The organism is Pseudoalteromonas sp. M58, assembly GCF_042604605.1.
Lineage (GTDB): Bacteria > Pseudomonadota > Gammaproteobacteria > Enterobacterales > Alteromonadaceae > Pseudoalteromonas > Pseudoalteromonas tetraodonis.
The window spans coordinates 559,432-583,843 of sequence record NZ_CP152391.1 but is presented as its reverse complement, the minus strand read 5'-3'; the positions used below and the strand labels follow the sequence as shown (position 1 = coordinate 583,843).

Here is a 24,412-nt window from a genome sequence, read left to right as displayed (position 1 = left end):
ATTAAGAACTAATAATCGCACTATAAAAATTAAAGCAGTGCTGTTTTTAATGTTTGCGCATGCACTTTTTCGCGTTTTACATATTTGATCCATTGCTGGGCTAAACGTTGCGACTTTTTGTGCTTTTCGGCTTGTTCAAACGCAAGGATAGACGCATCAAAATTTTGTAAATTGTATTGCGCCATCCCTAAAGCAACAAACGCATTTGATTCAAAATCAAGGCCGCCTTTATCCAGTGCCATTCGCGCTGCATCGGCAGCTTCGTCATACTGCTCTGTGTTTACATACACTTCAGCCAAGCGCTGATCGTATTTACCATGCTCTGAACGCTCTGCAGCTTTGGTAAAGTAACTAATCGACTTAGCATCTTCTTTAGCTTGTACCATGGCCTCGGCTACAAAGGCATAATTTTTAGCAGTTGATTCAGCAATCCCCTGCTCTATTGCTTTACTCATTACACTGGCTGCTTTATAAGCAAGCTGATTATATAAATATACCTGCGCAAGCTGCCTTAAGTCAGATTTAGAGGTTAAAAATCCTTGCTGATAAGCAGCCTCTAAAACACTAAGCTGCTGTTTTTCTTGCCCAGTTTCACCATACATACCGGCTAATTGCACCCAATACTCAGGTTTATTGTAAAGCTTTACCATACGCTCAAGTACGCTCACTACTTTATCGGTTTGGTTAAGTGAGTAATACATAGCGCGTTGCAGTACCAGCCAGTTTTCTTTGGGTACTTTGCCTTCGCTATCACTTAAGTTAATGGCTTGCGTAATGTAACTCAGACCTTGCTCATAGTCTTTTAATTGATAGTAGGTTTGCGCCCTTAATAAATAATAGGCGTCGGTTTTAGGCTTAGTGTTTATAGCATCCCATTTGTCTAAAAATGCAATCACCTTTTTATAGTCACTGTTAGCCATAGCAAGCTGCGCTAGGCTGAATGTTGTGCTCAGGCGTAGTGTTTCTGGAATACCGTCTTCGGCAATCACTTTTTCAAATGAAGCAATCGCTTTTACAAGGTCGTTTTCATTGTAATAAATAAACCCATAAAAGTTATGCATCATCGCAATTTCATAAGAGTTCATACTTGATGAGCGCGCTTGTATGCTGTCAAGCGCAGCCAAGCCCGCTTTACTGTCGCCATCATCCGCAAGTTTTTGGGCGCGAGCCAATTGGCTGTATACTTTTTCACGCAGTGCGGGTACTCGTGTTGTTTTTTGCTGTTCAGCGGCCTGTACTGTCGCCAAATTTACACCCGGAAGTACACTTAATGCACTTGGTGTAACAATACTGGCACTGATTGCAACAGTGCACAGCATACTTAGCTTTAATAGCTTGGTTGTTAGTTTTAATTTCATAATTGCCTCACTTTCATTCTTTGCTTACTTAACAGAATTAACCATTAATTTGAAAAGAAATTTTATTTTGCACACCGGCTACTTCAACGGCTTCACCATTAACCACGCGCGGTTTATATTTAAACTTAAGGGCCGCATCCATCGCTGCTCTGTCAAACAATGACTCTGGCTCGGCCATAATAACTTGCGGGTCTTTCACTGTGCCTTGCTTTGTCACTGTAAATTCAACAATGACATACCCTTCAATACCACGCGATAACGCACGCCTTGGGTATACTGGTGCCACTTTTACTATGGGTAAATACTCACCATCACTGGTTTCTAACGCTAATCCACCCGCTAGATTTACATCCGCATCAACATTGGCAGCAAAATCAAAGTTGTTGCTAGCAGCGTTGTTATCGCTACTTTGCATTTGTGGCGATTCTATTGGCGGTGGTGGCTCTTTAGGCGTTGGCGGCTTTTGTGGTTTACGCTCCTTTTTTTGTACCGTTTCTTCTTTTTTCAAACGGACAAAATCTAACACATTCCCTTTGGCAGGCTCCGTCATGGCGCCTTCACCACCGGTGATCAATGCCTGCATACCTAAAAACAGCATAAAGGTCACCACACCCGCTATAATTAACGCAAGTACATAACGCATCACTCGTTACCCTTCTTGAGCCGCTATTGAAACATCAAATACACCCGCTGCACGCGAGGCATCCATGACTTTTATCAAGGTTTCTGTGGTGGCTTTTTTATCGGCCTGAATAACTACACTACCTTGCGGATTTTCAGCTTTTAAGCGCTCAATGTTGGCTTGTACAGCGCGTACATCAATTTGACGTTTATTGATCCAAATTTCGCCTTGATCTGAAATGGCCACTAATATGTTAGCCCGCTCTTTTTTAACTGCGGTTGCCGCTTCTGGGCGGTTTACATCAATACCCGCTTCTTTAACAAACGAGGCTGTCACGATAAAGAAAATAAGCATAATAAATACAACATCCAGCATAGGAGTCATGTTTATTTCTTCTGCTTCGTCTTCTTGGAATAAATTACCTAATGGGGCTCTCATTTTATTTCTCCTAGAATAAGCGGTGATTATGTTCACCGCTTTTCAATAATTATTTAGTGGTCTAACACCATAGTGTCTTGCAACAATTCAACTTCACGCTTTGCTTTTCGTTGTAAATAGGTTGAGGCAAACACCCCAGATAACGCACCGACCATTCCTGCCATTGTCGGTATGGTTGCTTTTGACACACCTGATGCCATAGAGCGTGCACTGCCTGTACCTGTAATGGCCATTACATCAAAGACTTCTATCATCCCTGTAACTGTGCCAAGCAATCCTAATAGTGGACACAGCGCCACCATTACATTAATCAGCGGTAAGTTTGCGTTTAAACGCATGCTGGCGCGTGACACCATGGCTTGACGTATTTGCTCTGCGTTCCAGCTGTTGCGTTCACTGCGCGTTTTCCACGTATTTTTAACGTCTTTTTTGTAGTGTCGATAGCCATTAAAAAAGTACATAAATCGCTCGAGTATCAATAACCACATCGCGAAAATTAACACGGCAATGACCAAGAGCACTTGGCCACCCGTGTCGAGAAAATCACGGATAGCATTGATTGAATCAATCAATAGCACCATGGTTTAGGCTCCTTTCTCGCTTCGCTCGGCAATAATACCTGCACTTTGTTCTTGTAAAATAAGCAGTAAACCTTTTGAGCGAGTATTCAATAAGGTGTATAAAAACACCGTTGGAATGGCAACAACAAGACCTAATACCGTAGTAACTAGGGCTTGCGAAATACCGCCCGCCATTAGTTTAGGGTCGCCAGTACCAAATAAAGTAATTGCTTGGAAGGTATTAATCATCCCGGTTACTGTACCGAGTAAGCCCAGCAATGGCGCTACTACAGAGATAATTTTAATAAGCGTTAAATTACGGGTGATTTTTGGCATTTCGCGTAAAATGGCTTCGCTTAACTTAAGTTCAAGCGTGTCGTAGGCCACATTTGGGTATTGATCTTTCACTTTCATGACGCGCCCTAACGGGTTGTCATCACGGGCTGTATCGTCTTTTAATTGACGACGGATTTTTCCACCCATCAGCATGAGCGATACAAAACGCTCTAGCGCAATTAATAACGCTAATAAACCAACGCCTAAAATAACGTAACCGACCGCACCACCTTGATGAACTTGCTCGCTGGTATCAGGGGCTTGTACTAACAAACCTAAAATTGAGCCGCCTGTTGGGTCAAGCGCAAACGGTACAACACCCGTGTTTGCTTGCTGCAAATCAGCCGCAGTCGCAGTAAAGCGGCTACTTGGTTGACGAGTAAGCTGGCTAATGGTATTGGTGGCCGGTGTATACTCTAAGTACTGACCGTCACTAATAAGGTTAAATGCACCCACACGTACCACTTCTTTTTGTACTTTATTGCCACCGTCAACAATTACATCAGTACTGAAGCGGCTTACTTTTCCTTGTTCGGTCATTTCGCGTTGTAGCTCAAACCAAACCTTTTCTATATCTTCAATAGACGCAAGCTTTGAAGTTGAACCCATTTTTTGCGCCAATTCGTCCATAAAAGTACTACGCCCAGGTAACTGTGCCGATACCACAGAGGTAGCAAACTTGTTACTTGAATCGCCAGCGACTTGTTGTAGCACACCAAATAGCTCTTTTAATGAACCCATACGCTTTGATAAGGTATCAGTTAGATTAGCCAATTTAATTTCGTTTTCTTCAAATTGCGTCTCTAAACGCTCTGACTCGCTAAGCATTTGGTTACGTTTAGCTTGGGTGTTTTTAAGCATTTGCACTTGTTCATTTTGGCGTGCTGCAAATTCTTGTTCACGTTGTTTATTTTGCTCTGATTGCGCTGATTTACCCTGCTCTAAGGTTTTTAATAAGGCATCTAAATTCATCGGCTCAGCGGCAATGCTGGTGCCCACAAAGCTTAAGCTGGCTGCAAACACGGCCATTTTTGTCATTTTCGTTAATAATTTCATGGTAAACCTCTTATTCTGCAGCGTGAATTGGCAGTGTTAACATATCGGGGGCAAGTTGTTTGCGAGCAATGCGAAGCCCTTTATTAATTTGGCTTATGGTTGAATCTGGTAGCGCAACAAACGACTGTGACTGCTGATCCCAACTACCTGCTTGTTTACCATCGCGGGTGAGGTAAATTAGCTCTAAACGACCAATGCGTAGGAAGTCGACTTCGCGTTCTTTATTATCCACATCAAGCAATGCGGTATACGCCTCAATAGTGCGTCCGTAGTCAACCTCAACTTGGTAAGCTTCTAAAACACGACGAAATTTTTCACTTGATGAAATATCAGCACGCGCCATCATTGCATTTAATGATTCAAGGCGCTGCTTACGCTCTTGCTTTAAAAACGGCACATCTAAGGCAACAAACTGTTCAAGCCCGGTGATCATACGAAGCATTAAAGGGGTTATTTGGCGTTCAATTATCGATACTTGATCCATCGATAAATTAATCGACTCCATCTCTTCTATTTGATTATTTAACTGTTTGGTAAGCTGTGCGTTATAAACGGCTAGGCCATCTATTTCTTTATTTAGGGTTTTAAATTGCTGTAAACGCCCTTGCATTGAATCTGCAATCTTGTCTATTTTTGTTTGTGATTGCGCAGCTAAATTATTAATTTCGCTGCTTTTATCAATTACCGTGTTTAAATCATTGGCGTGGACTGCTGCACTTGCGGCTACAATACCAGCTAAAATTAATGGTTTAACGCCTTTCATCGTATACACCTTTGCTCGTTAATTAGCGGATTTGCTAGTGTTTATTAATCGCTTTAGCTCGTTTATAAAAAACAATTTAAAGCGAGATAGTTTCAATGAGCGAAAGTGTATAGATTAAAAATGACAAGCGTGTTGCGTAAAAAAGTCGCTTTTATGACAACGGTAATAAATTAGCCTTATTGGCCTATTTTACAATTCAGGGATGAAAATAGTGGGATTAAGTTTACAGGTAGGATTGTATTTCAATCAGGGTTTGTCGCCAATCTGTGTAGTTAATAGCAATAGGGTAAGCGCGATTGTTATGTATTAATACTAACGACGGAAAACCTTGAATAGGTAAACTGCGAACATAATTAAGCTCATCATCAAAGCGACGCTTAAGCTCATTAGAGTGAAGTAACTGTGCAAATAAACGGGCGTCTAAACCAATTATTTCGCTCAGTTTAATTAAAACCGCTTCATCCGATGGGTTTTGTGCCTGTAAATAATATGCCTGCTGTATTGCCGCTATCATCTGTGGTTCTTTGTTGAAGCTGCGAGCAATTAAAGCGGCCCTGCAAGAGGGATAGGTAGAACGGCGAGGTTGGCAGTCTCGCCAAAAATCAAAGTTAAACTCTGTGCCTAACTGGCTACTAATTTTTTGCCATATGGCTTGTAGTTGCAACTGCATATCCTGACTCATTGGCAAGTCAGTATCTACAGCTAAGCCACCCACTCTGTATTCAATGGGAAGTTTGTTTACCAAGGCAGCCTCAAGCTTTTGCCATGTAGGTTTATAACCCCAGCACCAGCTACACATAGGGTCGTGTACATATATTAATTTACTCTGAGGCGTGTTGATCATGTACAGATACCACCTTATTTCTACCTTGCGCCTTAGCGCTGTATAAATACTGATCCGCTTGCTTTAACGCATTATTATAATCATCTACACTGTTAGCCTGAGCAATACCCATACTACACGTTAATGACACTCGCTGATGTTTGTCGGTTAGCATCACATGGTTTTGCACACATTCTCTAAAACGGTTGGCCAAAATGCTGGCCTCAAGGGTTGTTTGTTGCGGTAAAATAACCACAAACTCTTCGCCGCCATAACGTGCTTTAAGCGCTGTTGCAGGAAACTGAGACTCTAATAACTTAGTAAATTCAATTAAAACCGTATCACCAAAATCATGTCCGTAGGTGTCGTTTAATTGTTTAAACTTATCTAAATCAATGAGTAAAATAGACAGCGGCAAATAATGTTCTGGCCTTGAAGCAGCGAGCTTTAAAAAATGTGAGGTAATAAAACGACGATTAGGCGCCCCGGTAAGCTGATCGGTATGAGCATGCTGTTTTTGCTCTAAGGTGATATCAGCAATGGCAAGGTGGCTTCGGTGACGAAAATACTCACCGATAAACGAAAACACTAACACCAGCGAAAATGCAGCAATAAAACGGGTCTTTTCTACCGCGCCATAAATAACTTGCCCCATATCAGGGCCATACAACATAACAATACAGCTCAATAACATGGCACTGCTTAACCAGGCGCCAAACTTCACACCCAGTATGGCAAATACAGCAACGGGATAAAACATTAGCCAATATAAAGCAGTGTTTTCTTTACCGCCGGTGTATACCAAAGCTAAGCACATCACAAATACAATCACTAAAGTGATGAGGGCGATTGCATCAATCTGCTTTGTTTTCATAAAATAAATAATACACCCTACAATCGTTACGTTAACCACAATTAACGCAATAGTAAGGATTGGTGCATACACGTGATGATTGGCAATTACTAAATAGGTAATTAACACCAAGGCAATCGCTATCATGGTAAATAACGAAAATACTTGGCGTTGTTTATCAAAGCTATAAACGCTGTCAATATTGATTAAATTGAGCCAGCTTGGCTTATTTATTTTTGTTTTACTGATCATACTTTGAATTTTTTAACCATGCGCTCTAAGTCACTAAATTGATGCTTAAGTTTGGTACACTCTTCCAAAGTAAGATTTAGGTTTGATTGGCCTTGAGTCGATAAGTCGCTGATAACGTGAATATCACTATGTAATGACTTAACCACTTGGTTTTGCTCATCCGTAGCGTTAGCGACACTATGATTGGCGTCGGTTATTTGCTTTATCGCGCTGATTATTTGTTTCATTACATCGCCAACCGCATCCGCTTGCTGAACACTTTTTTCACTTTCTTCTAAACTGGTTTTCATAAGTTCAACGGCAGAGCTTGAACCTTTTTGTAATTCAATGACGGTGTTTTCTATTTCTTGAGTTGATTGCTGAGTACGCTGTGCTAGTTGCCTTACTTCATCGGCAACAACCGCAAATCCTCTTCCCGCTTCACCAGCACGTGCCGCTTCTATCGCCGCATTTAAAGCCAGCAGATTGGTTTGCTCACTCACCCCTTTTATTACTGCCAATACATTTCCTATATTAGCGGTATGCGAGTCTAAACTATTTATGGTTTCTTGCGCTTGCTCTATATTTTGTGACAGTTGATGAATACTTGAAACGTTGTTTGTGAGGGTCTGTTGATTCTTAGCACAGTATTGATCTGCATCTTTGGCAAGCGTCGAGGCATTACTGGCGCTGGTTGAAATTTCTGTTGAGGTAGCTGAAAACTGATTAATTGCCGACGCCACACTGTTGGTGCGCTCACTTTGGTCATCATACATAGTTAATGTTGAGTCTGTCTGCGTAACCAATTTAGCAACTACCGTTTCCAGTAACTGCGTTGAAGATTTAACCTGAATTATTGAATTTTGGATTTTTTCTATAAAAATATTAAACGAATTGCTCAATTGACCAAATTCGTCATCGTTTTCAACGCTTAACCGACAGGTTAAATCGCCCTCACCTTGCGCAATATCTCTAATGGCATCATTGAGACGATACATAGGGCGCATCAAATAACGCAGTAAAAATTCCAGTGACGCAACAATCACTAAAATACCAATAATTAAAAATACAATTGCCTTTTGCCCAAACGAAGAAACACTTGAATACGCTTTATCTTTATTGACCACTACACCTAAATACCAATCAACGTTTTCAATACCACGAATTTTAGTAAAGGATACCAGCGAGGTTTCACCTGCTACTTGATACTCGGTGAATTCTCTTGCTAACGGTGCATTTTTACCAATTAAGTCAGCGACTGTTTTTGAATTTAATTTACTATCAGGGTGACTTAATATTTGCCCTTTATTATCAAGCAAAAAACCATAACCGAGTCCTAAAAAATCAATATCTCCAATAATTTCAGCGATGGTTTGCATATCAATATCTGCCCCCGCTACCCCTTTAAATTGACCATTACTATTAATAGGGGCAACCGCAGAAATTGTCAGTTCGTTGGTCGTTACATCGATATAAGGCGTTGTAAAAGCCGTTGTTGTTTTATTTTCTACTAATTTATACCAAGGGCGACTTGTCGCATCAAAATCGCTGGGGAGTACAACACTTTGATCATTTAAAATAAATGTACCCGATGATTTACCTATGTAGGTATTTTTAAAATCCCCCGCAAGCTCAGCGGTATTTAATTGCGAAAGCGTTAAAGACTTGGCATCGTCATCTTGGTATGTTTTTGCGATAGAGATCACAATCGCTAATTTATTATTTAGCCAGCTTGCAATATTTTTAGAGACAGACTCAGAGTTTTGCTCTAGTACTAGCGATAACTGCTCTTGAGTTTGATGCCGCATTGAAAAATAATTATTTATGGTGAAAACACCTAACACTAAAACTAACACTAATGATGCAGCAATGGTGATTTTGGAGGTGAATTTAAGCGAGCTAAACATAAGTACCTTAAGTATTAATCATTATTATCAGTGTCTTTTTAACAAATTTTTAACTGAATGTCTTAGCAAATATGATTTCAATGAAATTAAAGAACAAAAATAATAATAAATAACTAGTTCTTTCAAGGATGACTTTGCCACAGTGCGTTTAATTTTTAGACTAGCAGAGCTAGATAAATAAGTGTTTAAAAGCACTATGGGGATAAATTTTATCCCCATAGTAACGCTTTATCTAAATTATTCATCTTGTTGGCACTGGCTTGTGATCGGTAATTGCCGAAGTACCTTCATCTGTGGATCTACAATAATATGATCAACAGGTTTAGCTTTGATGGTAATGACTCCTTCAATTGGTGTATAGACTTGAAGCTGGCCATTGACTGAAATGGGTACTGGCATTTTAAAAGGCGTCGCATCTTTTTCACTTTTGCTCCAATATAAATTCGCCACGTTATTTTGACGTTCCATGGTTAGTGTTGGCAATGCAGCTTGTTTTAAATACACATCAAACAGCCAGTTATAGTCTTTTTTTGTAATGCGATTAACAATATCAATGAACTGCTGCGTGTTGCGATATCGCGATTGAATTGGGTAACTGAGGCTTTTCGTGTCGCTACTCCCGTAGATTAACTCGCGTGTTGCTTGCCAAAATAACTCATCACCAATTAACCAACGCAAAGTGTGTAATGTCCAGCCTCCTTTACCATAAATATCTGAGTTAAAAGCTTCTTTTGAGCTTAACTCCCCTTCTTTAACAATAGGTTGGCAGTTTTTTATCCCTAAATAGGCTTTATACATTGCATGGTTATAAGCGGCCTCACCAAAGGTATATAAACTGTAAGACGGTTGCATGTAAAAGCCAAAACCTTCATGTAACCACGCATCATTCAATTGCTCATGTGTCATTAAATTACCAAACCACTCATGCGCTAATTCATGCTGAATAAGCCAATCATAACCACTAGGGTCACGAGTATACCCTTTGCCATAAGCATTTATCGTTTGATGTTCCATGCCTAAATGAGGCGTTTCTACAAAGCCAAGTTTTTGTTGCCCCCAAGGGTATGGACCTAACACAGATTCAAAAAATGCCATTTGTTGATAAACATCGTTGGTGAGCAAATTACTGGCTTTTTGCCTATTTTCAGGTAACACCCAAAATTCCACAGGAATGTTAGTACCATTTATACTGGTATATTGCTGTTGAATGCGCTCAAATGGGCCAATATTCAGCGCAATGTTGTAATCACTCGCAGGCTCAGATAAAAACCAATCAAACTCGGTAGTCTTGTTTTGTAATACAGTTACATTTTTTAGTACCCCGTTACTGGCAACATACAATCCAGTAGGTACCGTTACCCGTATACGCATACTATCGGCTTTGTCACTAAAGTGATCTTTACAAGGCCAAAATAAATCACAGCCCTCACCTTGCACCGCTGTCGCTATCCAAGGTATACCATCGTTTGTTTCACTAAATACAAAACCACCACTCCATGGAGGATTAAGCGCAATATGTGGCTTGCCTGAATAGTTAATAGCAACTTCAACCACTTCTCCAGGGTACTTTTTCTCATATAAGTTAATCGTGATCACACCACGAGAATGGATAAATTCGGCTTTCTTATCAGCCACTGTTACTGTGTTTATACTAAAGCGACTATCGAGTTTTAGTTCAATTTGCTGAGTTTCTTTAACGACCCGAAATACTGTTTTCCCTGTGCCGGCTATCTGCTTTTCTTCTGGAAAAACGGCTAACTTAAGATCATAGAAAATAACATCGGTTGATTGAGCCACGCTAGATAATGGTTGACCAGTATTAGCAACGAGGGGATCTAATTTTGCAGGTTTGCTGGTGCAGGCACTGAGTATATATGTCAATGTAACAACCAAGTAACACCTAATCACATGGTGCAAGAACAACATAAATAATAAGCTCTTATAATTATAATTTTTAATATAATTACATAGTTTTACATTTATAGTGTTTAAAACAGACGAATTGCTTATTTTTTAAGTTAACTAGTTACTTTATTTTACATTTAGCAAGGGATAAACCTTAAACAGCAAATATGTTTAAGGTTGTTTTTGCCATTTCATTTTATTATTGGTATCGCGTGAAGTGATAATGGTTTCATCACTACTTTGAATACCGCCAAGCTTGGCGAGCCGGTCATAAAGAACAACATTACAGGTTGCTGCTAAATTCATACAGCCTATGGTTGGAATATAAACAACTTCATCACACCATTTTAAAACGTCTTTTGGCACTGAACCATCCTCTGGACCAAACACATAAAATGCGTTTTCAGGGTGGGTAAATTCAGGCAAGGGAGTCGCCCCTTCTATTAGCTCTATGACCACCACTTTAGCGCCTTGTGGTTTACTTGATGCTAAATTATCGGTAGCGGTTAATGGAATACGTTGCACTACATTTTTAGTATCGGTATGAAATTTCTGTGCGTTTAAATAACGGTTGCCAGTAAAAAAAACCTGCTGTGCGTCATAACAACCTGCGGCGCGTAATACGCCCCCCACGTTGGTCGGGCTTTTAGGATTAATTAAGCCAATACTTGCTTGTAATTTACTCATTAATTGCAATCCTTGGTTGGCCACTCGGCTATATACAAATCAAAATCTTCTAGCTTTACGTCACAGTCTTTTACGGTTTTATCTTTAACAGAAATGTTTAGCTCGTGCATTTTAGTTTTATCGCCGTTATTAAGTAACGGATGCCACGTTGCTAATCCACGTCCTTCGTGAAGTCGGCGATAGCTGCAGCTTTGCGGCATAAAGAAAATGTCTTTGAGGTTTTCTTTGGTAAGCTTAACGCAAGAAGGCACTAAGGTTTGGCGGGTTTCGTATTCACTACAACCACAGGTTGTGTTATCAAGGTATTGGCAAACAATATTGGTAAATATAAGTTGCTCACCTTCTCTTAGCTGATCGGTGGCGGTAAAGTCATCTTCGTCTTCGCTGTCAATAAAGGTGTTTAAACAACACTTTCCGCATCCGTCACAAATGGCTTCCCATTCTTGCTGGTTCATTTCATTGAGACTTTTGCTAAGCCAAAATTGGGTTTTTGCTAATTGTTGATCAAACATGGTGTTCTCGCGCCTTTTAAGAGCGCGCATTCTAACGTATTGCAGCAAAGCGCGCAAAGCCAATCCCTGTTCAAATAATGACTTTGCGCGATTATGTTACTGCTGAGATTTAACCCAACGTTTAATTTTTTGCTCTAAGATAGGCATAGGCAATGCGCCATCTATTAATATTTGCGTATGAAAGGCTTTAATATCAAATTGCTCACCTAACTGCTGGTGGGCGTAATCTCTGAGCTCTTTAATTTTAAACTCACCCAATTTGTACGATAATGCTTGCCCAGGCCATGCAATATAACGCTCAACCTCAGCAATAACATCGCTTTTTGCCATTGAAGAGTTTGCTAACATGTAGTCAATGCCTTGTTGACGTGTCCACCCTTTGGCATGAAAGCCTGTATCAAGCACTAAACGCATAGCTCTTAGCTGCTCATCGTTAAGACGCCCATACCACATATACGGGTCGGTAAATAAGCCAAGCTCTTTGCCAAGACTCTCTGCGTATAATGCCCAGCCCTCAGCAAACACCGTGTAGCCGCCAAATTTACGAAAATCGGGCAGGCTTTCCACTTCTTGTTGCAGTGCAATTTGAAAGTGATGACCAGGTGCTGCTTCATGAATAGACAGCGTTTCAAGTAAAAATTTAGGCTGCGCTTTTAAGTTGTAAGCATTAATGTAAAAGATACCCGGACGAGAACCATCTGGTGCAGGCCCAGCATAAGATGCCCCTGCTGCCGATTGCGCACGATACGCTTCTACTGCTTTAACAATGTAAGGGGCTTTAGGCTCAATATTAAACAAGCGCGGTAAACGCGCATCTATTTTTAGTTTAATATCTTCATAGGCAGCAATTAACTCATCAGCTGTTTTATAATAAAACTCATCTGAGTCACGTAAATGATCAAAAAACGATGCTAAATCACCTTTAAATCCCACGGTATTTTTAACCGTTTTCATTTCACTTAAAATTCGAGACACTTCACTTAAGCCAATGTCATGAATTTCATCTGCTGATAAACTCAACGTGGTGTTTTTCTTGATTTGATATTCGTACCACGCTTTACCATTAGGTAAATCAGCATAACCAACAGAATCGCGAGCATGAGGAATATAGTCGTTGAGTAAAAACTCACTCATACGCTGATAAGCGGGGACTAATTTATCTAAAATAAGCGTTTTATACTGCTCAGTGAGTTGCTGTTTTTGTGCATTAGAAAATGAGTCGGGCATGGCCTTTATTGGTGAATAAAATAATGAATCTTCTGCGTTAGTTACTACGTGCACTTTAAACTGAGGCAATAATTTTTTAGCCAATGGCATAGGCAATACCACGCCTTGTTTAACACCTTGCGTCATTGATTGTTCAACACTGGCTAACCATTTCACAAAACCATCAGCACGTTTAATAAATTGCTCATAGTCGGCAACAGTATTAAAGGGCTGTGCACTTTGCCCTGAACCAAATCCAGCAAAGGTATTATGTGCTCCCGACATTTGGTTAATCGGTAACAAATAATCTTTATATTGCATGCCCTCAAGCTTCAGGGCTAAATCTCGCGATAATACTTCAAAGTTAAGTAGCGCCTGCCCTGTTAATTGTGATTCATCGATTAGCGTTAAACGTTGTTGATATTTTTTATAAAAAGCAGTTTTTTTATCACGATTAGCCTGCGATATCACCGGCAAGAATTGATCATCGAATTCATGGCGACCGTTATAAGTGGCGCTTAAGGGATTAAAGGTTAATGACTCATCGTAGTACTGTGCAACGAGCACATCCAACTGTTGCTGTGCTGATAATTCGCTTATTACAGGCGCGACCGGCTGATTTGTGTTTAATTGTGAGCTGGTGCTCATACAACCACTTAAGGCAAACATAACGCTACTGGCAACCAGTGCTATTTTAATAACTTTCATAAAGATCCTTGTTAGTTTTTACCCGCCAATTATGCGGTTTTAAATGGCTTAAATAAAGCAATTACGGTGAGTGGGATTCGTCGCTAAATAATTTACTCAATAGCTAATGATTGCTACATTCAGGTAAATTTAAATAATTAAATAATAAAAATGATCAAAATAAAAAAACATTTACTAACTACATCAATCGCATTACTGAGCTTAACCAGCGCAAGTACACTGGCAACCACCTATATATCGGCCAAAGCTTTGCTTGATGTAAAAACTGGAGATCTAAAAGCTAATCCGTTAATCGCGATTGACGAGGGTGTAATAAGCCAAATCCAATTTAATAAACAGCCAACGCTTACCAGTAATGATGAACTGATTAACCTACCTGAACTCACCGTAATGCCGGGGTTGATGGATATGCATGTGCATTTAACCAGCGATCCAACCGTTTCGCGCAGTGAACGTATAGGCCAATCAGTACCGCGTATGGCTATTAAAGCCAGTTACTTTGCTAAAAAAACATTAGAAGCCGGCTTTACCACAGTGCGTAACCTAGGTGCAGAAGGCTTTAGTGTTATTGCGGTTCGCGACGGCATTAATGCAGGTGATATTATTGGCCCTCGCATCTGGGCTGCAGGCCCTTCTTTGGGGATTACTGGCGGACACTGTGACAATAATCGTTTGCCTCCAGAAATGAAATATACCGCCTCGGGGGTTGCTGATGGCCCATGGGCTGTTCGCATTAAAGTACGTGAAAATATTAAATATGGCGCTAATGCAATTAAATTATGTGCAACTGGTGGGGTATTTTCTAAAGGCACAAAGGTGGGCATACAACAATACGCATTTGAAGAAATGAAAGCCATTGTGGATGAAGCGCACATGCGAGAATTACCTGTTGCGGCTCACGCACACGGCACTAACGGCATTAAAACAGCCATTAAAGCCGGTGTAGACAGCGTAGAGCATGCTAGCTTCTTAGACGATGAAGCGATTGAGCTTGCTATAAAGCACGGTACTTGGCTCTCTATGGATATTTACAATACTGAATATACACTGAGCTTTGGTGAGCAAAATGGGGTAGATGAAGAGAACCTAAATAAAGAACGCCTTGTTTCTAAAAAGCAAAGAGACAGCTTTAAACGCGCCGTTGAAGCTGGGGTTAACATGGTATTTGGTACAGATGCGGCTATTTATCCACATGGTGATAATGCGAAACAGTTCTCGCGAATGGTTGAATTTGGTATGAGTGAATTACAAGCTATTCAAGCCGCGACCATTAATAGTGCTAAATTACTAAAGGCAGATTCACAACTGGGGCAAATTAAAACTGGTTTTGCTGCTGATATTATAGCGGTGAGTGCTAACCCACTTAAAAATATTTCTACACTAGAGCGTATTCCTTTTGTAATGAAAGCCGGTGTCGTTTACAAGCAGTAAACCCAATACATCTTTATAAGGTTGAGCTTAGCTCAACCTTAACAATTTTTTAGCTAATGTAGCTAAACTGCCCATTTAATCATCAATACTTTATTTAAATTCTCTCTTGGTAAAGCCAACTAGCGACTGCAATACCCCGTTAATATTTTTAAATGTGATTGTTTTTAAATCACATTGTATAACTATCAAGCAAACACACCCATTAAAGTAAAAAAGTTTGAACTTTTTATTTTATTTTAAAATGATAACCATTATCATTCACGAAAATTAACAAATGCGAATGGTTATCACTCTATGAAAAGGTTTCAATACTCACTACTCACACTCGCGTGCTTAAACGCGCACTTGGCATTGGCAAACGAGTCACAAGTTAATTCCGATATTGAACGTATTAGTGTTTACGAGCAACAAAACCGAGTGGTAATGAGCTCAGGTTTGGCCACTAAATCTGATATGTCACTAATGGAAACCCCTGCACCCGTGGTCATTGTTGATAAAGCGCTAATTGCATCGCAAGGTATTGATAGTTTACAAGATGTGATCCGAAATGTAAGTGGTTTAACGCAAGCCGGTAACAACTATGGCATTGGTGATAATTTAGTAATTCGTGGTTTAGGTGCTAATTATACCTATGATGGCATGTACGGTGGTGCAGGATTAGGCAATACCTTTAATCCAACGCGTTCTTTAACCAATGTTGAATCAATTGAAGTATTAAAAGGCCCAGCAACTGGTTTATATGGCATGGGCAGTGCTGGTGGTGTGATTAACCTGATTGAAAAAAAGCCACAGTTTAACGAACAACATACCTTAGAAATGGATATTGGTCAGTGGGATAGTTATTCACTGGCACTCGATAGCACCAATGCAATAACAGACGACTTAGCTTATCGAGTCATGGCAAAAACCGCCTCTAGCGATGGCTTTCGTGATTTAAAAGAACAACGTGATGAAATTTATTCGTCTTTAAAATATGTACTAAATGATCAACATGCGTTTGTGTTATCGGGAGCCTATATCAAGGACGCCATTGCTGTGGATTCTATCGGCCATCCTATTCGTATTTTTAACAGTGAATCGGTAAACGGTTTAACTGCAGGTGAAGTATCAGGCGCCGATTTAGTGAATGACCCTACAGCAAGTGGCTTACAATTGAGTGAAGCACAACGAAATGAACTAGCTAACTCTTTGGCAAGCAATGATGGTTTAACACCCTTTAACTTTGGCACCAATGGCATAATATCACCGATGGCAAAGGATAACGAAGGTGAAGAGCTGCGTTTTAAATTAGCCCATAATTATTACATTAGTGATGATTTATTTGTTAATCAACAACTACAGTACCGTAATTACACCTCAAGTTTTGCCCGCCAAACAGGTGCTTACAACTACGTTTACTGGAAACGTAACGGCGTGATCAACCAAGACCCACGCGCACCGCTAGTTGTTGATGACGTGTTATACCCTTTTGCAGCCAGACGCCAAGAGTACCGCCAAGTAGAAGCGGATGAAAAATCATGGCAATACTTTTTAGATTTACGTTATGACTTTATGCTCGGTAACATAGAAAACGAATTACTGGTTAATGCCAACTATGAAGACCGTGATATTCGTTTTAAACAATATTCTATTTACGATGCTGATAAAGTCATTAAAAACAAAGCCGGTGAAGTTATTTACCAAGGCGCACTGCCGTATATTTTTGATATGCGTCAGCCAAATTGGCCTACAGGTGAATTTAATAATTACGATCCGCTTAAAACCAGCGATTATAATAAAAAAGTACAAGCATGGGGTTTAGGCCTTCAGCATGTTGCCTACATTAACGATAAAATCACCACCCGTATTGGGATTGCTCATAATCGTATAAAACAAAGTTACGAGCATTTTGGTGTTGACCCACGTTATAGTCAAAGCCGCGCAAACCCAACGCCAGAGGCAAACACCTCAGATAGCGGTTTAACGTACAATTTAGGGGCTACTTATCAATTAAGCGCTGACATGGCTTTATTTTTAAATCACTCAAAAGGTCGTACTGCCTACAGTGTACTTGGCTCTGTTGCTGGTAATGAAGCCGATAGAGAAGACTCAGAATCTGTTAGTAACGATTTAGGATTTCGTTTTAAAGCGTTTGATGACCAATTACTGGCTTCAATTGTAGTATTTGAAAGTGCACGTACTAATTTAGAATATGCCAACCCACTTTATGAAGCAGGCGTGTCTGCACCAAACGTAGTGGAAAGTTTCTTTGATGGTGAAGAACAAACCAAAGGTGTAGAAATTGACTTAAATGCGTATTTGAACGATCAATGGAAAGTTAACATCAACGGTGTTTATCAAGATGCTAGAGATAAAACTAACCCTAACAGCACAAGCTTTGATACTCGCCAAAAAGGCGTGCCTTATGTAACTGCTAGCTCATGGGTAACTTACTCTGCGGCGTTATTTGAATTACCTCACGCAGTAGATTTAAGCGCAGGCTTAACGTTTGTTGATAAGCGCAGTACTAACTCAAGTTCGTTCGGTATTGATAACGGCTACGTCCCTGCTTATACCGTGTATGATGCTGCAGTTAGCTATAAAGCAGACAACTGGCAAATGCAATTAAACATTAATAACCTGTTTAATAAAAAATACTATTCTAAAGCCATGTTTTTAGGCGGTATGCCAGGTGAGGAAAGAAATGCAAAGTTAAGCTTTAGTTATACGCTTTAACACAATGCGCACAAGCCAGGTTGGTTTGTGCGCACTATATTTTGGTATAGTTAGATTGTAACAACTATACGACCGTTAATTTCGCCTTTGAGCATGTCATCGAAAATTTCATTAATATCTTCGAGTTTTTTCTCTTCAATGATAGCTTTTACTTTACCTTGTGCGGCAAATTCAAGGCATTCTTGCAGGTCTTTACGTGTACCTACAATAGAGCCAACCACAGAAACACCATTTAGCACAGTATCAAAAATTGGCAGTGGCATATCTTCTGGTGGTAAGCCAACTAATACGCATTTGCCCCCACGGCGAACACTTTTATACGCTTGTTCAAACCCAGGTTTTGATACTGCGGTACAAACAACAGCGTGCGCCCCACCTACTTGCTCAAAAATAGCCTCACTTGGCACCACTTCTTTAAAATCAAGCGTAATATCAGCGCCTAACTCTTTAGCTAGGGCCATTTTTTCTTTGCCTGTATCTACAGCAATAACATTAAAGCCCATTGCTTTTGCATATTGCACCGCTAAGTGACCTAAACCGCCCACACCAACAATAGCAACCCATTGACCCGGTTTTGCATCTGATACTTTTAATGCTTTATACGTTGTTACGCCGGCACAGAATAACGGGGCAGCTTCAGCAAAGCCTAATCCTTCCGGTATTTTGATGATGTAATCACCATGTGCTAAACAATATTCTGCATAACCACCGTCAATTGAGTAACCGGTATTATGTTGCGATAAACACAGGGTTTCACGTCCATCTAAACAAAATTCACAATGGCCACAGGCGCTATACAACCAAGGTACACCCACTCGGTCGCCCACTTCTAAATGTTTAATATTACTGCCTAGTTTTTCTATCACACCCACGCCTTCATGACCTGGTACCAATGGCATTTTTGGTTTTACCGGCCAATCACCATGACACGCATGTAAATCGGTGTGACATACACCACAAGCGGCTATTTTTACCAGCACATCGTTAGGACCTACCTCTGGGATTGGTAAATCGGTGATTTCTAACTTGCCTTTATATTCTGTATTTATTGCTGCTTTCATAGTCATTCCATCGTTTATAAAAAATTATGCTATTTAACAAAGGCGTTAAACAACAATGTCATGTTGCATACCCGCAACATAACCCACTATAAATGCTTAAATATTAATCTATATCAATCATTAGTCGTAAAACGTGGTTTTTTATCCAAGCTAAACGCTTGCCATACTTAACCAGCGTGCTAGCATAGATTTCATTTATTTTTGAAACTTGTAACAATGACATTATCAGAAAAAAACTTTGCCTTTGTAATGCATTGTGGCGAGATGGGCAGCCGCTGGGGATTTAATCGTACAATCGGCCAAATGTGCGGATTACTTATTATTACCAAAGATCCAATGACGGCAAACCAAATCGCAGATGCACTGAGTATTTCACGCGGTAACGTAAGTATGGGAATTAAAGAATTACAATCTTGGCAGCTGATCAAGGTAATGCATATCCCAGGAGATAGAAAAGAATACTATGCACCTGCAGGCGATATTTGGGATATGGCTAATCGCGTGTTTGAAGAACGTAAAAAGCGTGAAGTAGAACCTACACTTAGCTTACTCAGAGATAACTTATTAGATGAAGCAAGTAACGACGATGAAATTTATGCACAAAAACAAATGGGCGAAATTCATAACTTACTTGAAACAGTGACTAAATGGTCGTCAGAGTTACAACGCTTAACCCCAGAGCAGCTCAACAAACTAATGAAGCTAGGTTCAGGCATTGGCAAAGTCATTGACCTTAAAGATAAAATATTCAAAAAAGAGCAGTAAACCATTAAAAAAAGCCGCAATGAGCGGCTTTTTAGTTATTCGCCTTAGCTTAAATTTTTGGGTAAGCAATTCTATCTGACAAATAACCTACGCTGGTTGCAAAGTAGTATGAACGATTCCAGTGCATAAATACTTTGTAGTTATCGTATGCTAAATACATGCGTCCATTTATATCATCCGGCATGACTAATGCTGCATCTACAGCAACCGTAGGTAAATCACTGCCATCAACACGACGAACACCTAATGCTTGCCAATCTGCTAAAGAGCGCTCTGATTTATCCCAGTACTCTAGCCATTGCTTTCGGGTTTTAGTACCGCGCTTTAATATATGCTGCTTATCAAAATCAGCGGGCAATTGTACCTGGCGACCCCAGGTTAAATTATCATTCCAACCCTCTTGCTTTAAGTAATTTGCAATTGAAGCAAACGCGTCTTCTTTGGTTGTCCAAATATCTTTGCGGCCATCGTTATTGTAATCAACGGCGTAAGCATTAAATGAGGTTGGCATAAACTGGGTTTGCCCCATTGCACCCGCCCACGAGCCTTTAAATTTATCAAGCGTGATATGTCCCGACTTTAATATATCCAGTGCTGCCCACAATTGGCGTTTGTATAACGCTTCACGACGTCCATCAAATGCTAAAGTTACTAAGGATGAAATAACATTGTGACCGCCTTGAATAGCGCCAAAATTGCTTTCTAAACCCCAAATAGCCACAATAAAACGCGCTTGAACACCAAAGTCTTTTGCTACTTTTTCTAAGACTTCTTGGTTTTCTTTATACAATTTACGCGCACGATCTATTTTCCATTGCGGTACTCGTTTTGGTAAATATGTTTCTAGCGTTTCTTTTACTTCTGGCTGGTTTTTGTCTGCTGAAATGACTTTTTCTTTATAAGATGCAGTGGCAAATGCTTGCTCAATTAACTGAGTATCGTAACCTTTTGCTATTGCCTCTTGCTTTAAATTAGTAAGATATTGTTGAAACTCAGCTTGTGTTTTTGCCATCACCGATGAGCTTAAACACACACCACACAATACAACCGCTAATTTTTTAATCACTATCTGCTCCATTTTGTTTTCTTAATTGACTTAGCAAGTTTTCCTCTGGTGGCGGAATTTGTAAATAATAGCCTTGGTCGCTAAGCGACTGTTTTAAAGTGTCTAAATCCGCTACGCCTAATTGAGTCCGCTTCGCTAAGTTAATGATCATCACGTACTGAGGTTGACCAAACATGGCCATTAAAGGTTCCGGAACTTTACTAAAATCGTCTCTTTTTTCAATAAATAAGAAAGTATCTGCTTTTTTCTTACTTTTATATACCGCAGTTAGCATTATGGCCCTATAAAATCTTGCTTAACAGTGCTACACACTATAACATGGCAATAATAATAAGTTATAAAAATTAGTGTGGAAACTGTAATAAAAGCCTTGTTCAGCCTAGGTTTATATAAAGTTACATGCTAACTAGACAATCCAGTTGAGCATCTATGTCGGACCAAATTTTTGAGCTAAAAGGCAACCTTTTTACGTTATCAGTTTTACATCTTTATAGTACTGATATTAACCTTTTAGCAGAACAACTGTATGTAAAAATTGCCCAAGCCCCAAAGTTCTTTGAGGGTGCCCCCATTGTCGTCAATTTAATTGAAGTAAAAAACAGCGCAATCGACTTTGTTCACTTAAAATCGCTTATTGAACGCATGAGCTTTAATGCTGTAGGTGTATGTAATGGTTCGGATGAACAGCATAAACAGGCAAAAGCCGCAGGGTTATCTGTTTTAAACTATTCACAAGACGTTAAGAGTGAACCCGCAAGAGTAGAGTCAAATACTTCGGTTGTAGAAAAAACCGTGTATTTACCAGCGCAAATTATTAATGGTGCGGTGCGCTCAGGCCAACAAGTTTACGCCAAAGACCGCGACTTGGTGGTGTTAGGCGCGGTAAGCCATGGCGCAGAAGTGATTGCCGATGGCAATGTACATATTTACGGAACCCTACGAGGGCGTGCAATTGCCGGCGCAAAAGGGCTCGAAAACGCATACATATTTTGTAATAAATTAGAAGCAGAACTCGTTTCAATCAATGGTAATTACTGGATCAGTGACTCACTACAAGGTGAACACTGGGGTAACGCAGTTCAAATACAACAAAAAAATGAATCTTTAGAAATTTCAGCTTTGGTTAAAGGATAAATCTCATGGCAAAAATAATTGTCGTTACCTCGGGTAAAGGGGGTGTTGGTAAAACAACATCAAGCGCAGCAATTGGTACAGGCTTAGCATTAAAAGGCTACAAAACTGTTATCATCGATTTTGATATCGGCTTACGTAATTTAGACCTCATCATGGGTTGTGAACGTCGCGTAGTGTATGACTTTGTTAATGTGATCAATGGCGAAGCTAACCTTAATCAAGCACTCATAAAAGACAAACGTGTAGAAAAGTTATTTTTACTTCCTGCTTCACAAACTCGCGATAAAGACGCACTCACCCGTGATGGTGTTGAACGCGTATTGAACGAGTTAAAAGAAGACTTTGACTATATTGTTTGTGATTCTCCTGCAGGTATTGAAGCCGGAGCTATGATGGCGATGTACTTCGCTGATGAAGCGATAGTTACAACCAACCCTGAAGTCTCGTCAGTACGAGATTCGGATCGTATTCTAGGCATTTTACACAGTAAATCGAAACGTGCCGAAGAAGGATTAGAAAACATTAAAGAGCATTTGCTAATAACACGCTATAATCCAGATCGTGTATCAAAAGGTGAAATGTTATCTGTTGAAGATATCCAGGACATCCTAGCCATCGACTTACTAGGTGTCATTCCTGAATCTCAAGCAGTGCTTAGTGCATCAAACTCTGGACAACCGGTAATTCTTGATAGCGAATCAGACGCAGGTCAAGCTTATGCTGATGCGATCAGTCGTTTATTAGGCGAAACGGTTGAATTTAGATTTTTAGATGTAGAGAAAAAGGGTTTATTCAAACGGATATTTGGAGGTTAATGTGTCTTTACTTGACTACTTCCGCTCAGAAAAGAAAAACAGTGCGTCATTAGCAAAAGAGCGATTGCAGATCATTGTCGCGCACGAGCGTTCTCAGCGTGGAACACCAGATTACTTGCCACAATTAAAGCAAGATATTCTTGATGTCATTCGTAAGTACGTTAATGTAGGCGCCGATGCGGTTCAAGTTCAGTTTGATCAAAATGAAGACGATTTAGCGGTACTCGAGCTCAATGTCACATTACCTGACGAAGAAAAGAAATAATAAAAAAGGGCGCTAAGCGCCTTTTTTATTTTTTACATCAAGCTATTTAATGCTCTAATTATCCCACTCTTTTAGCGCATCTTTAACAAAATCATATCGCCATGAGCTGAGTAAATCTGGTTTTATGTGTTTTTCTTTTTGCTGAGCAGTTAACTTCCAGTTCCAACTAATTAGCTGATTTATTTGCTTTTTAGAGGCCATAACGTCTTCTGGAATGTTATGCTCTTTAGCAACTTTAGTAATTTTTTGTTTGATCTCCTTCGCTACTTTTTTATAGGTAGGAAAATCAATTAACCGCTTTAATACTTGCGGGTGTTGCTCAGCTGGAATGGCTTTGGCCTGCTCAATACACTTTAAAATTTCAACCCCAGAACGATTCACTTCAATGGGTTCTACCCCAGGAATTTGTCTCAGAGCATTTAAACTTGAAGGGCCTCGTTTGGCAATTTCGGTCATATTGTGCTCTTTAAGCACAAAATTAAGCGCTAGATTTTTACGAATAGCTTTATTTCGACGCCATACTGCTAACTCTTTAAGTACCGCTAGTTCATGCGGCTTAAGTTGCCATGCATTTTTAATTTCTTTGTAAAGTAGCTCATCCGGAATTTGAAAAGCACGTTTATTGGCAACTAATTCACTTTCATTGATCACAATATCAAATAAATCAGCGGCTTTAATGCTATCTATAATTAACTCAAAACAAGGCAGCAGGTGATACGTATCAGCAGCAGCATATTCAAGTTGCTTTTGAGTAAGGGGGCGTTGTAACCAATTAGTGCGCGATTCGCTTTTATCAATCTCAATATTCAATAATGTTTTCACCATTAAGGCAAAGCCCATACAGTTTCCCTCACCTAATAGCTGAAGTGCAAACTGGGTATCGAATAAAGGATAAGGAACAAACCCTGCGTACTTTTGAAAAACTTCAATATCTTCTGAGGGTGAATGGAGTACTTTTAGCACGTTAGGATCTCTAAGTATTTGCCAAAAATCAAACAAGGAAAGCTCGGCAAGCGGGTCAATAAGCGCTAAATGTTCGCCATCATAAACTTGAATAAGTGCAACTTCTGGATACAAAGTACGGCGGCGCATAAACTCGGTATCAATAGCAAGAATGGGTTTGTTTTTAATTTGTTCTACAAACGTATTAAGCTCATTTTGGGTTTGGATCAATTGGTAGTGCACTGAGTCTCCT

23 protein-coding genes are annotated in these 24,412 nt (G+C 39.9%); 6 read left to right on the top strand and 17 right to left on the bottom strand.

All coding sequences use genetic code 11. The annotated features are described in order from the left end of the window. Window positions 1-29 precede the first annotated feature (29 nt). From AAGD16_RS17860 to AAGD16_RS17800, 13 genes are all read right to left on the bottom strand, one after another. Window positions 30-1,358 carry a tetratricopeptide repeat protein gene (locus AAGD16_RS17860; protein ID WP_377115567.1) on the bottom strand — a complete coding sequence of 443 codons (1,329 nt, stop codon included), beginning with the start codon at window positions 1,356-1,358 and terminating at the stop codon, window positions 30-32. A gap of 37 nt (window positions 1,359-1,395) precedes the next feature. Then, window positions 1,396-2,001: an energy transducer TonB gene (locus AAGD16_RS17855; protein ID WP_377115564.1), complete on the bottom strand. Its 606-nt coding sequence runs from the start codon at window positions 1,999-2,001 to the stop codon at window positions 1,396-1,398. Window positions 2,002-2,007: 6 nt separating this feature from the next. Beyond that, window positions 2,008-2,418 carry a biopolymer transporter ExbD gene (locus AAGD16_RS17850; RefSeq protein WP_008111500.1) on the bottom strand — a complete coding sequence of 137 codons (411 nt, stop codon included), beginning with the start codon at window positions 2,416-2,418 and terminating at the stop codon, window positions 2,008-2,010. Between the two features lie 53 nt (window positions 2,419-2,471). After that, window positions 2,472-2,999, bottom strand: coding sequence for a MotA/TolQ/ExbB proton channel family protein (locus AAGD16_RS17845; RefSeq protein ID WP_008111501.1), 528 nt, complete (start codon window positions 2,997-2,999; stop codon window positions 2,472-2,474). 3 nt (window positions 3,000-3,002) lie between these two features. Further along, window positions 3,003-4,370 carry a MotA/TolQ/ExbB proton channel family protein gene (locus AAGD16_RS17840; RefSeq protein ID WP_064663210.1) on the bottom strand — a complete coding sequence of 456 codons (1,368 nt, stop codon included), beginning with the start codon at window positions 4,368-4,370 and terminating at the stop codon, window positions 3,003-3,005. 10 nt (window positions 4,371-4,380) lie between these two features. Next, a complete protein-coding gene (locus AAGD16_RS17835) occupies window positions 4,381-5,133 on the bottom strand; it encodes a DUF3450 domain-containing protein (RefSeq protein WP_016900178.1) in 753 nt (250 codons plus the stop codon). Between the two features lie 223 nt (window positions 5,134-5,356). Further along, entirely contained in the window at window positions 5,357-5,977 is a 621-nt protein-coding gene (locus AAGD16_RS17830; RefSeq protein WP_090494945.1) for a DsbA family protein, read from the bottom strand. Beyond that, window positions 5,955-7,061: a GGDEF domain-containing protein gene (locus tag AAGD16_RS17825; RefSeq protein ID WP_377115559.1), complete on the bottom strand. Its 1,107-nt coding sequence runs from the start codon at window positions 7,059-7,061 to the stop codon at window positions 5,955-5,957. Before AAGD16_RS17825 ends, AAGD16_RS17830 begins: the two co-directional genes overlap by 23 nt. Beyond that, window positions 7,058-8,947 (bottom strand): methyl-accepting chemotaxis protein, encoded by a 1,890-nt coding sequence (locus tag AAGD16_RS17820; protein WP_377115556.1) that lies wholly within the window; start codon window positions 8,945-8,947, stop codon window positions 7,058-7,060. The genes AAGD16_RS17825 and AAGD16_RS17820 overlap by 4 nt, the downstream gene beginning before the upstream one ends. Window positions 8,948-9,184: 237 nt before the next feature. Continuing rightward, window positions 9,185-10,828, bottom strand: coding sequence for a M1 family metallopeptidase (locus tag AAGD16_RS17815; RefSeq protein WP_377115553.1), 1,644 nt, complete (start codon window positions 10,826-10,828; stop codon window positions 9,185-9,187). 195 nt (window positions 10,829-11,023) lie between these two features. Further along, window positions 11,024-11,539 (bottom strand): RNA methyltransferase, encoded by a 516-nt coding sequence (locus tag AAGD16_RS17810; RefSeq protein ID WP_013463320.1) that lies wholly within the window; start codon window positions 11,537-11,539, stop codon window positions 11,024-11,026. Next, complete coding sequence (locus AAGD16_RS17805) at window positions 11,539-12,051, bottom strand: YcgN family cysteine cluster protein (protein WP_013463319.1); 513 nt, start codon at window positions 12,049-12,051, stop codon at window positions 11,539-11,541. The genes AAGD16_RS17810 and AAGD16_RS17805 overlap by 1 nt, the downstream gene beginning before the upstream one ends. A 96-nt stretch (window positions 12,052-12,147) precedes the next feature. Further along, a complete protein-coding gene (locus tag AAGD16_RS17800) occupies window positions 12,148-13,965 on the bottom strand; it encodes a DUF885 domain-containing protein (RefSeq protein ID WP_377115550.1) in 1,818 nt (605 codons plus the stop codon). A 159-nt stretch (window positions 13,966-14,124) separates the two neighbouring features. On the opposite strand from AAGD16_RS17800, the gene AAGD16_RS17795 reads away from it, so the two are divergent. Beyond that, window positions 14,125-15,396, top strand: a complete 1,272-nt coding sequence (locus tag AAGD16_RS17795) for an amidohydrolase family protein (protein WP_024601324.1) — start codon at window positions 14,125-14,127, stop codon at window positions 15,394-15,396. Between the two features lie 294 nt (window positions 15,397-15,690). After that, a complete protein-coding gene (locus tag AAGD16_RS17790) occupies window positions 15,691-18,111 on the top strand; it encodes a TonB-dependent siderophore receptor (protein ID WP_036954764.1) in 2,421 nt (806 codons plus the stop codon). A gap of 50 nt (window positions 18,112-18,161) precedes the next feature. Here the strand turns inward: AAGD16_RS17790 and adhP are convergent, their stop codons facing one another. Then, a complete protein-coding gene (gene adhP / locus AAGD16_RS17785) occupies window positions 18,162-19,172 on the bottom strand; it encodes an alcohol dehydrogenase AdhP (RefSeq protein WP_013463315.1) in 1,011 nt (336 codons plus the stop codon). Window positions 19,173-19,388: 216 nt separating this feature from the next. Between adhP and AAGD16_RS17780 the strand changes: the two genes are divergently transcribed. After that, on the top strand, window positions 19,389-19,937 hold the full coding sequence (locus tag AAGD16_RS17780) for a GbsR/MarR family transcriptional regulator (RefSeq protein WP_013463314.1): 549 nt from the start codon (window positions 19,389-19,391) through the stop codon (window positions 19,935-19,937). Window positions 19,938-19,986: 49 nt separating this feature from the next. Here the strand turns inward: AAGD16_RS17780 and AAGD16_RS17775 are convergent, their stop codons facing one another. Next, window positions 19,987-21,003 carry a lytic transglycosylase domain-containing protein gene (locus AAGD16_RS17775; protein WP_377115546.1) on the bottom strand — a complete coding sequence of 339 codons (1,017 nt, stop codon included), beginning with the start codon at window positions 21,001-21,003 and terminating at the stop codon, window positions 19,987-19,989. Next, a complete protein-coding gene (locus AAGD16_RS17770) occupies window positions 20,996-21,277 on the bottom strand; it encodes a YcgL domain-containing protein (protein ID WP_013463311.1) in 282 nt (93 codons plus the stop codon). The genes AAGD16_RS17775 and AAGD16_RS17770 overlap by 8 nt, the downstream gene beginning before the upstream one ends. A 155-nt stretch (window positions 21,278-21,432) precedes the next feature. On the opposite strand from AAGD16_RS17770, the gene minC reads away from it, so the two are divergent. The 3 genes from minC to minE are packed head-to-tail and all read left to right on the top strand — an operon-like array spanning window position 21,433 to window position 23,217. Further along, complete coding sequence (gene minC, locus AAGD16_RS17765; protein ID WP_013463310.1) at window positions 21,433-22,137, top strand: septum site-determining protein MinC; 705 nt, start codon at window positions 21,433-21,435, stop codon at window positions 22,135-22,137. Between the two features lie 5 nt (window positions 22,138-22,142). Beyond that, complete coding sequence (gene minD / locus AAGD16_RS17760; protein ID WP_013463309.1) at window positions 22,143-22,952, top strand: septum site-determining protein MinD; 810 nt, start codon at window positions 22,143-22,145, stop codon at window positions 22,950-22,952. A 1-nt stretch (window position 22,953) separates the two neighbouring features. Next, window positions 22,954-23,217: a cell division topological specificity factor MinE gene (minE, locus tag AAGD16_RS17755; RefSeq protein WP_008111532.1), complete on the top strand. Its 264-nt coding sequence runs from the start codon at window positions 22,954-22,956 to the stop codon at window positions 23,215-23,217. Between the two features lie 54 nt (window positions 23,218-23,271). On the opposite strand, the gene rnd is transcribed toward minE, so the two are convergent. Beyond that, window positions 23,272-24,402, bottom strand: coding sequence for a ribonuclease D (rnd, locus tag AAGD16_RS17750; protein WP_377115541.1), 1,131 nt, complete (start codon window positions 24,400-24,402; stop codon window positions 23,272-23,274). Between the last annotated feature and the right edge of the window lie 10 nt (window positions 24,403-24,412).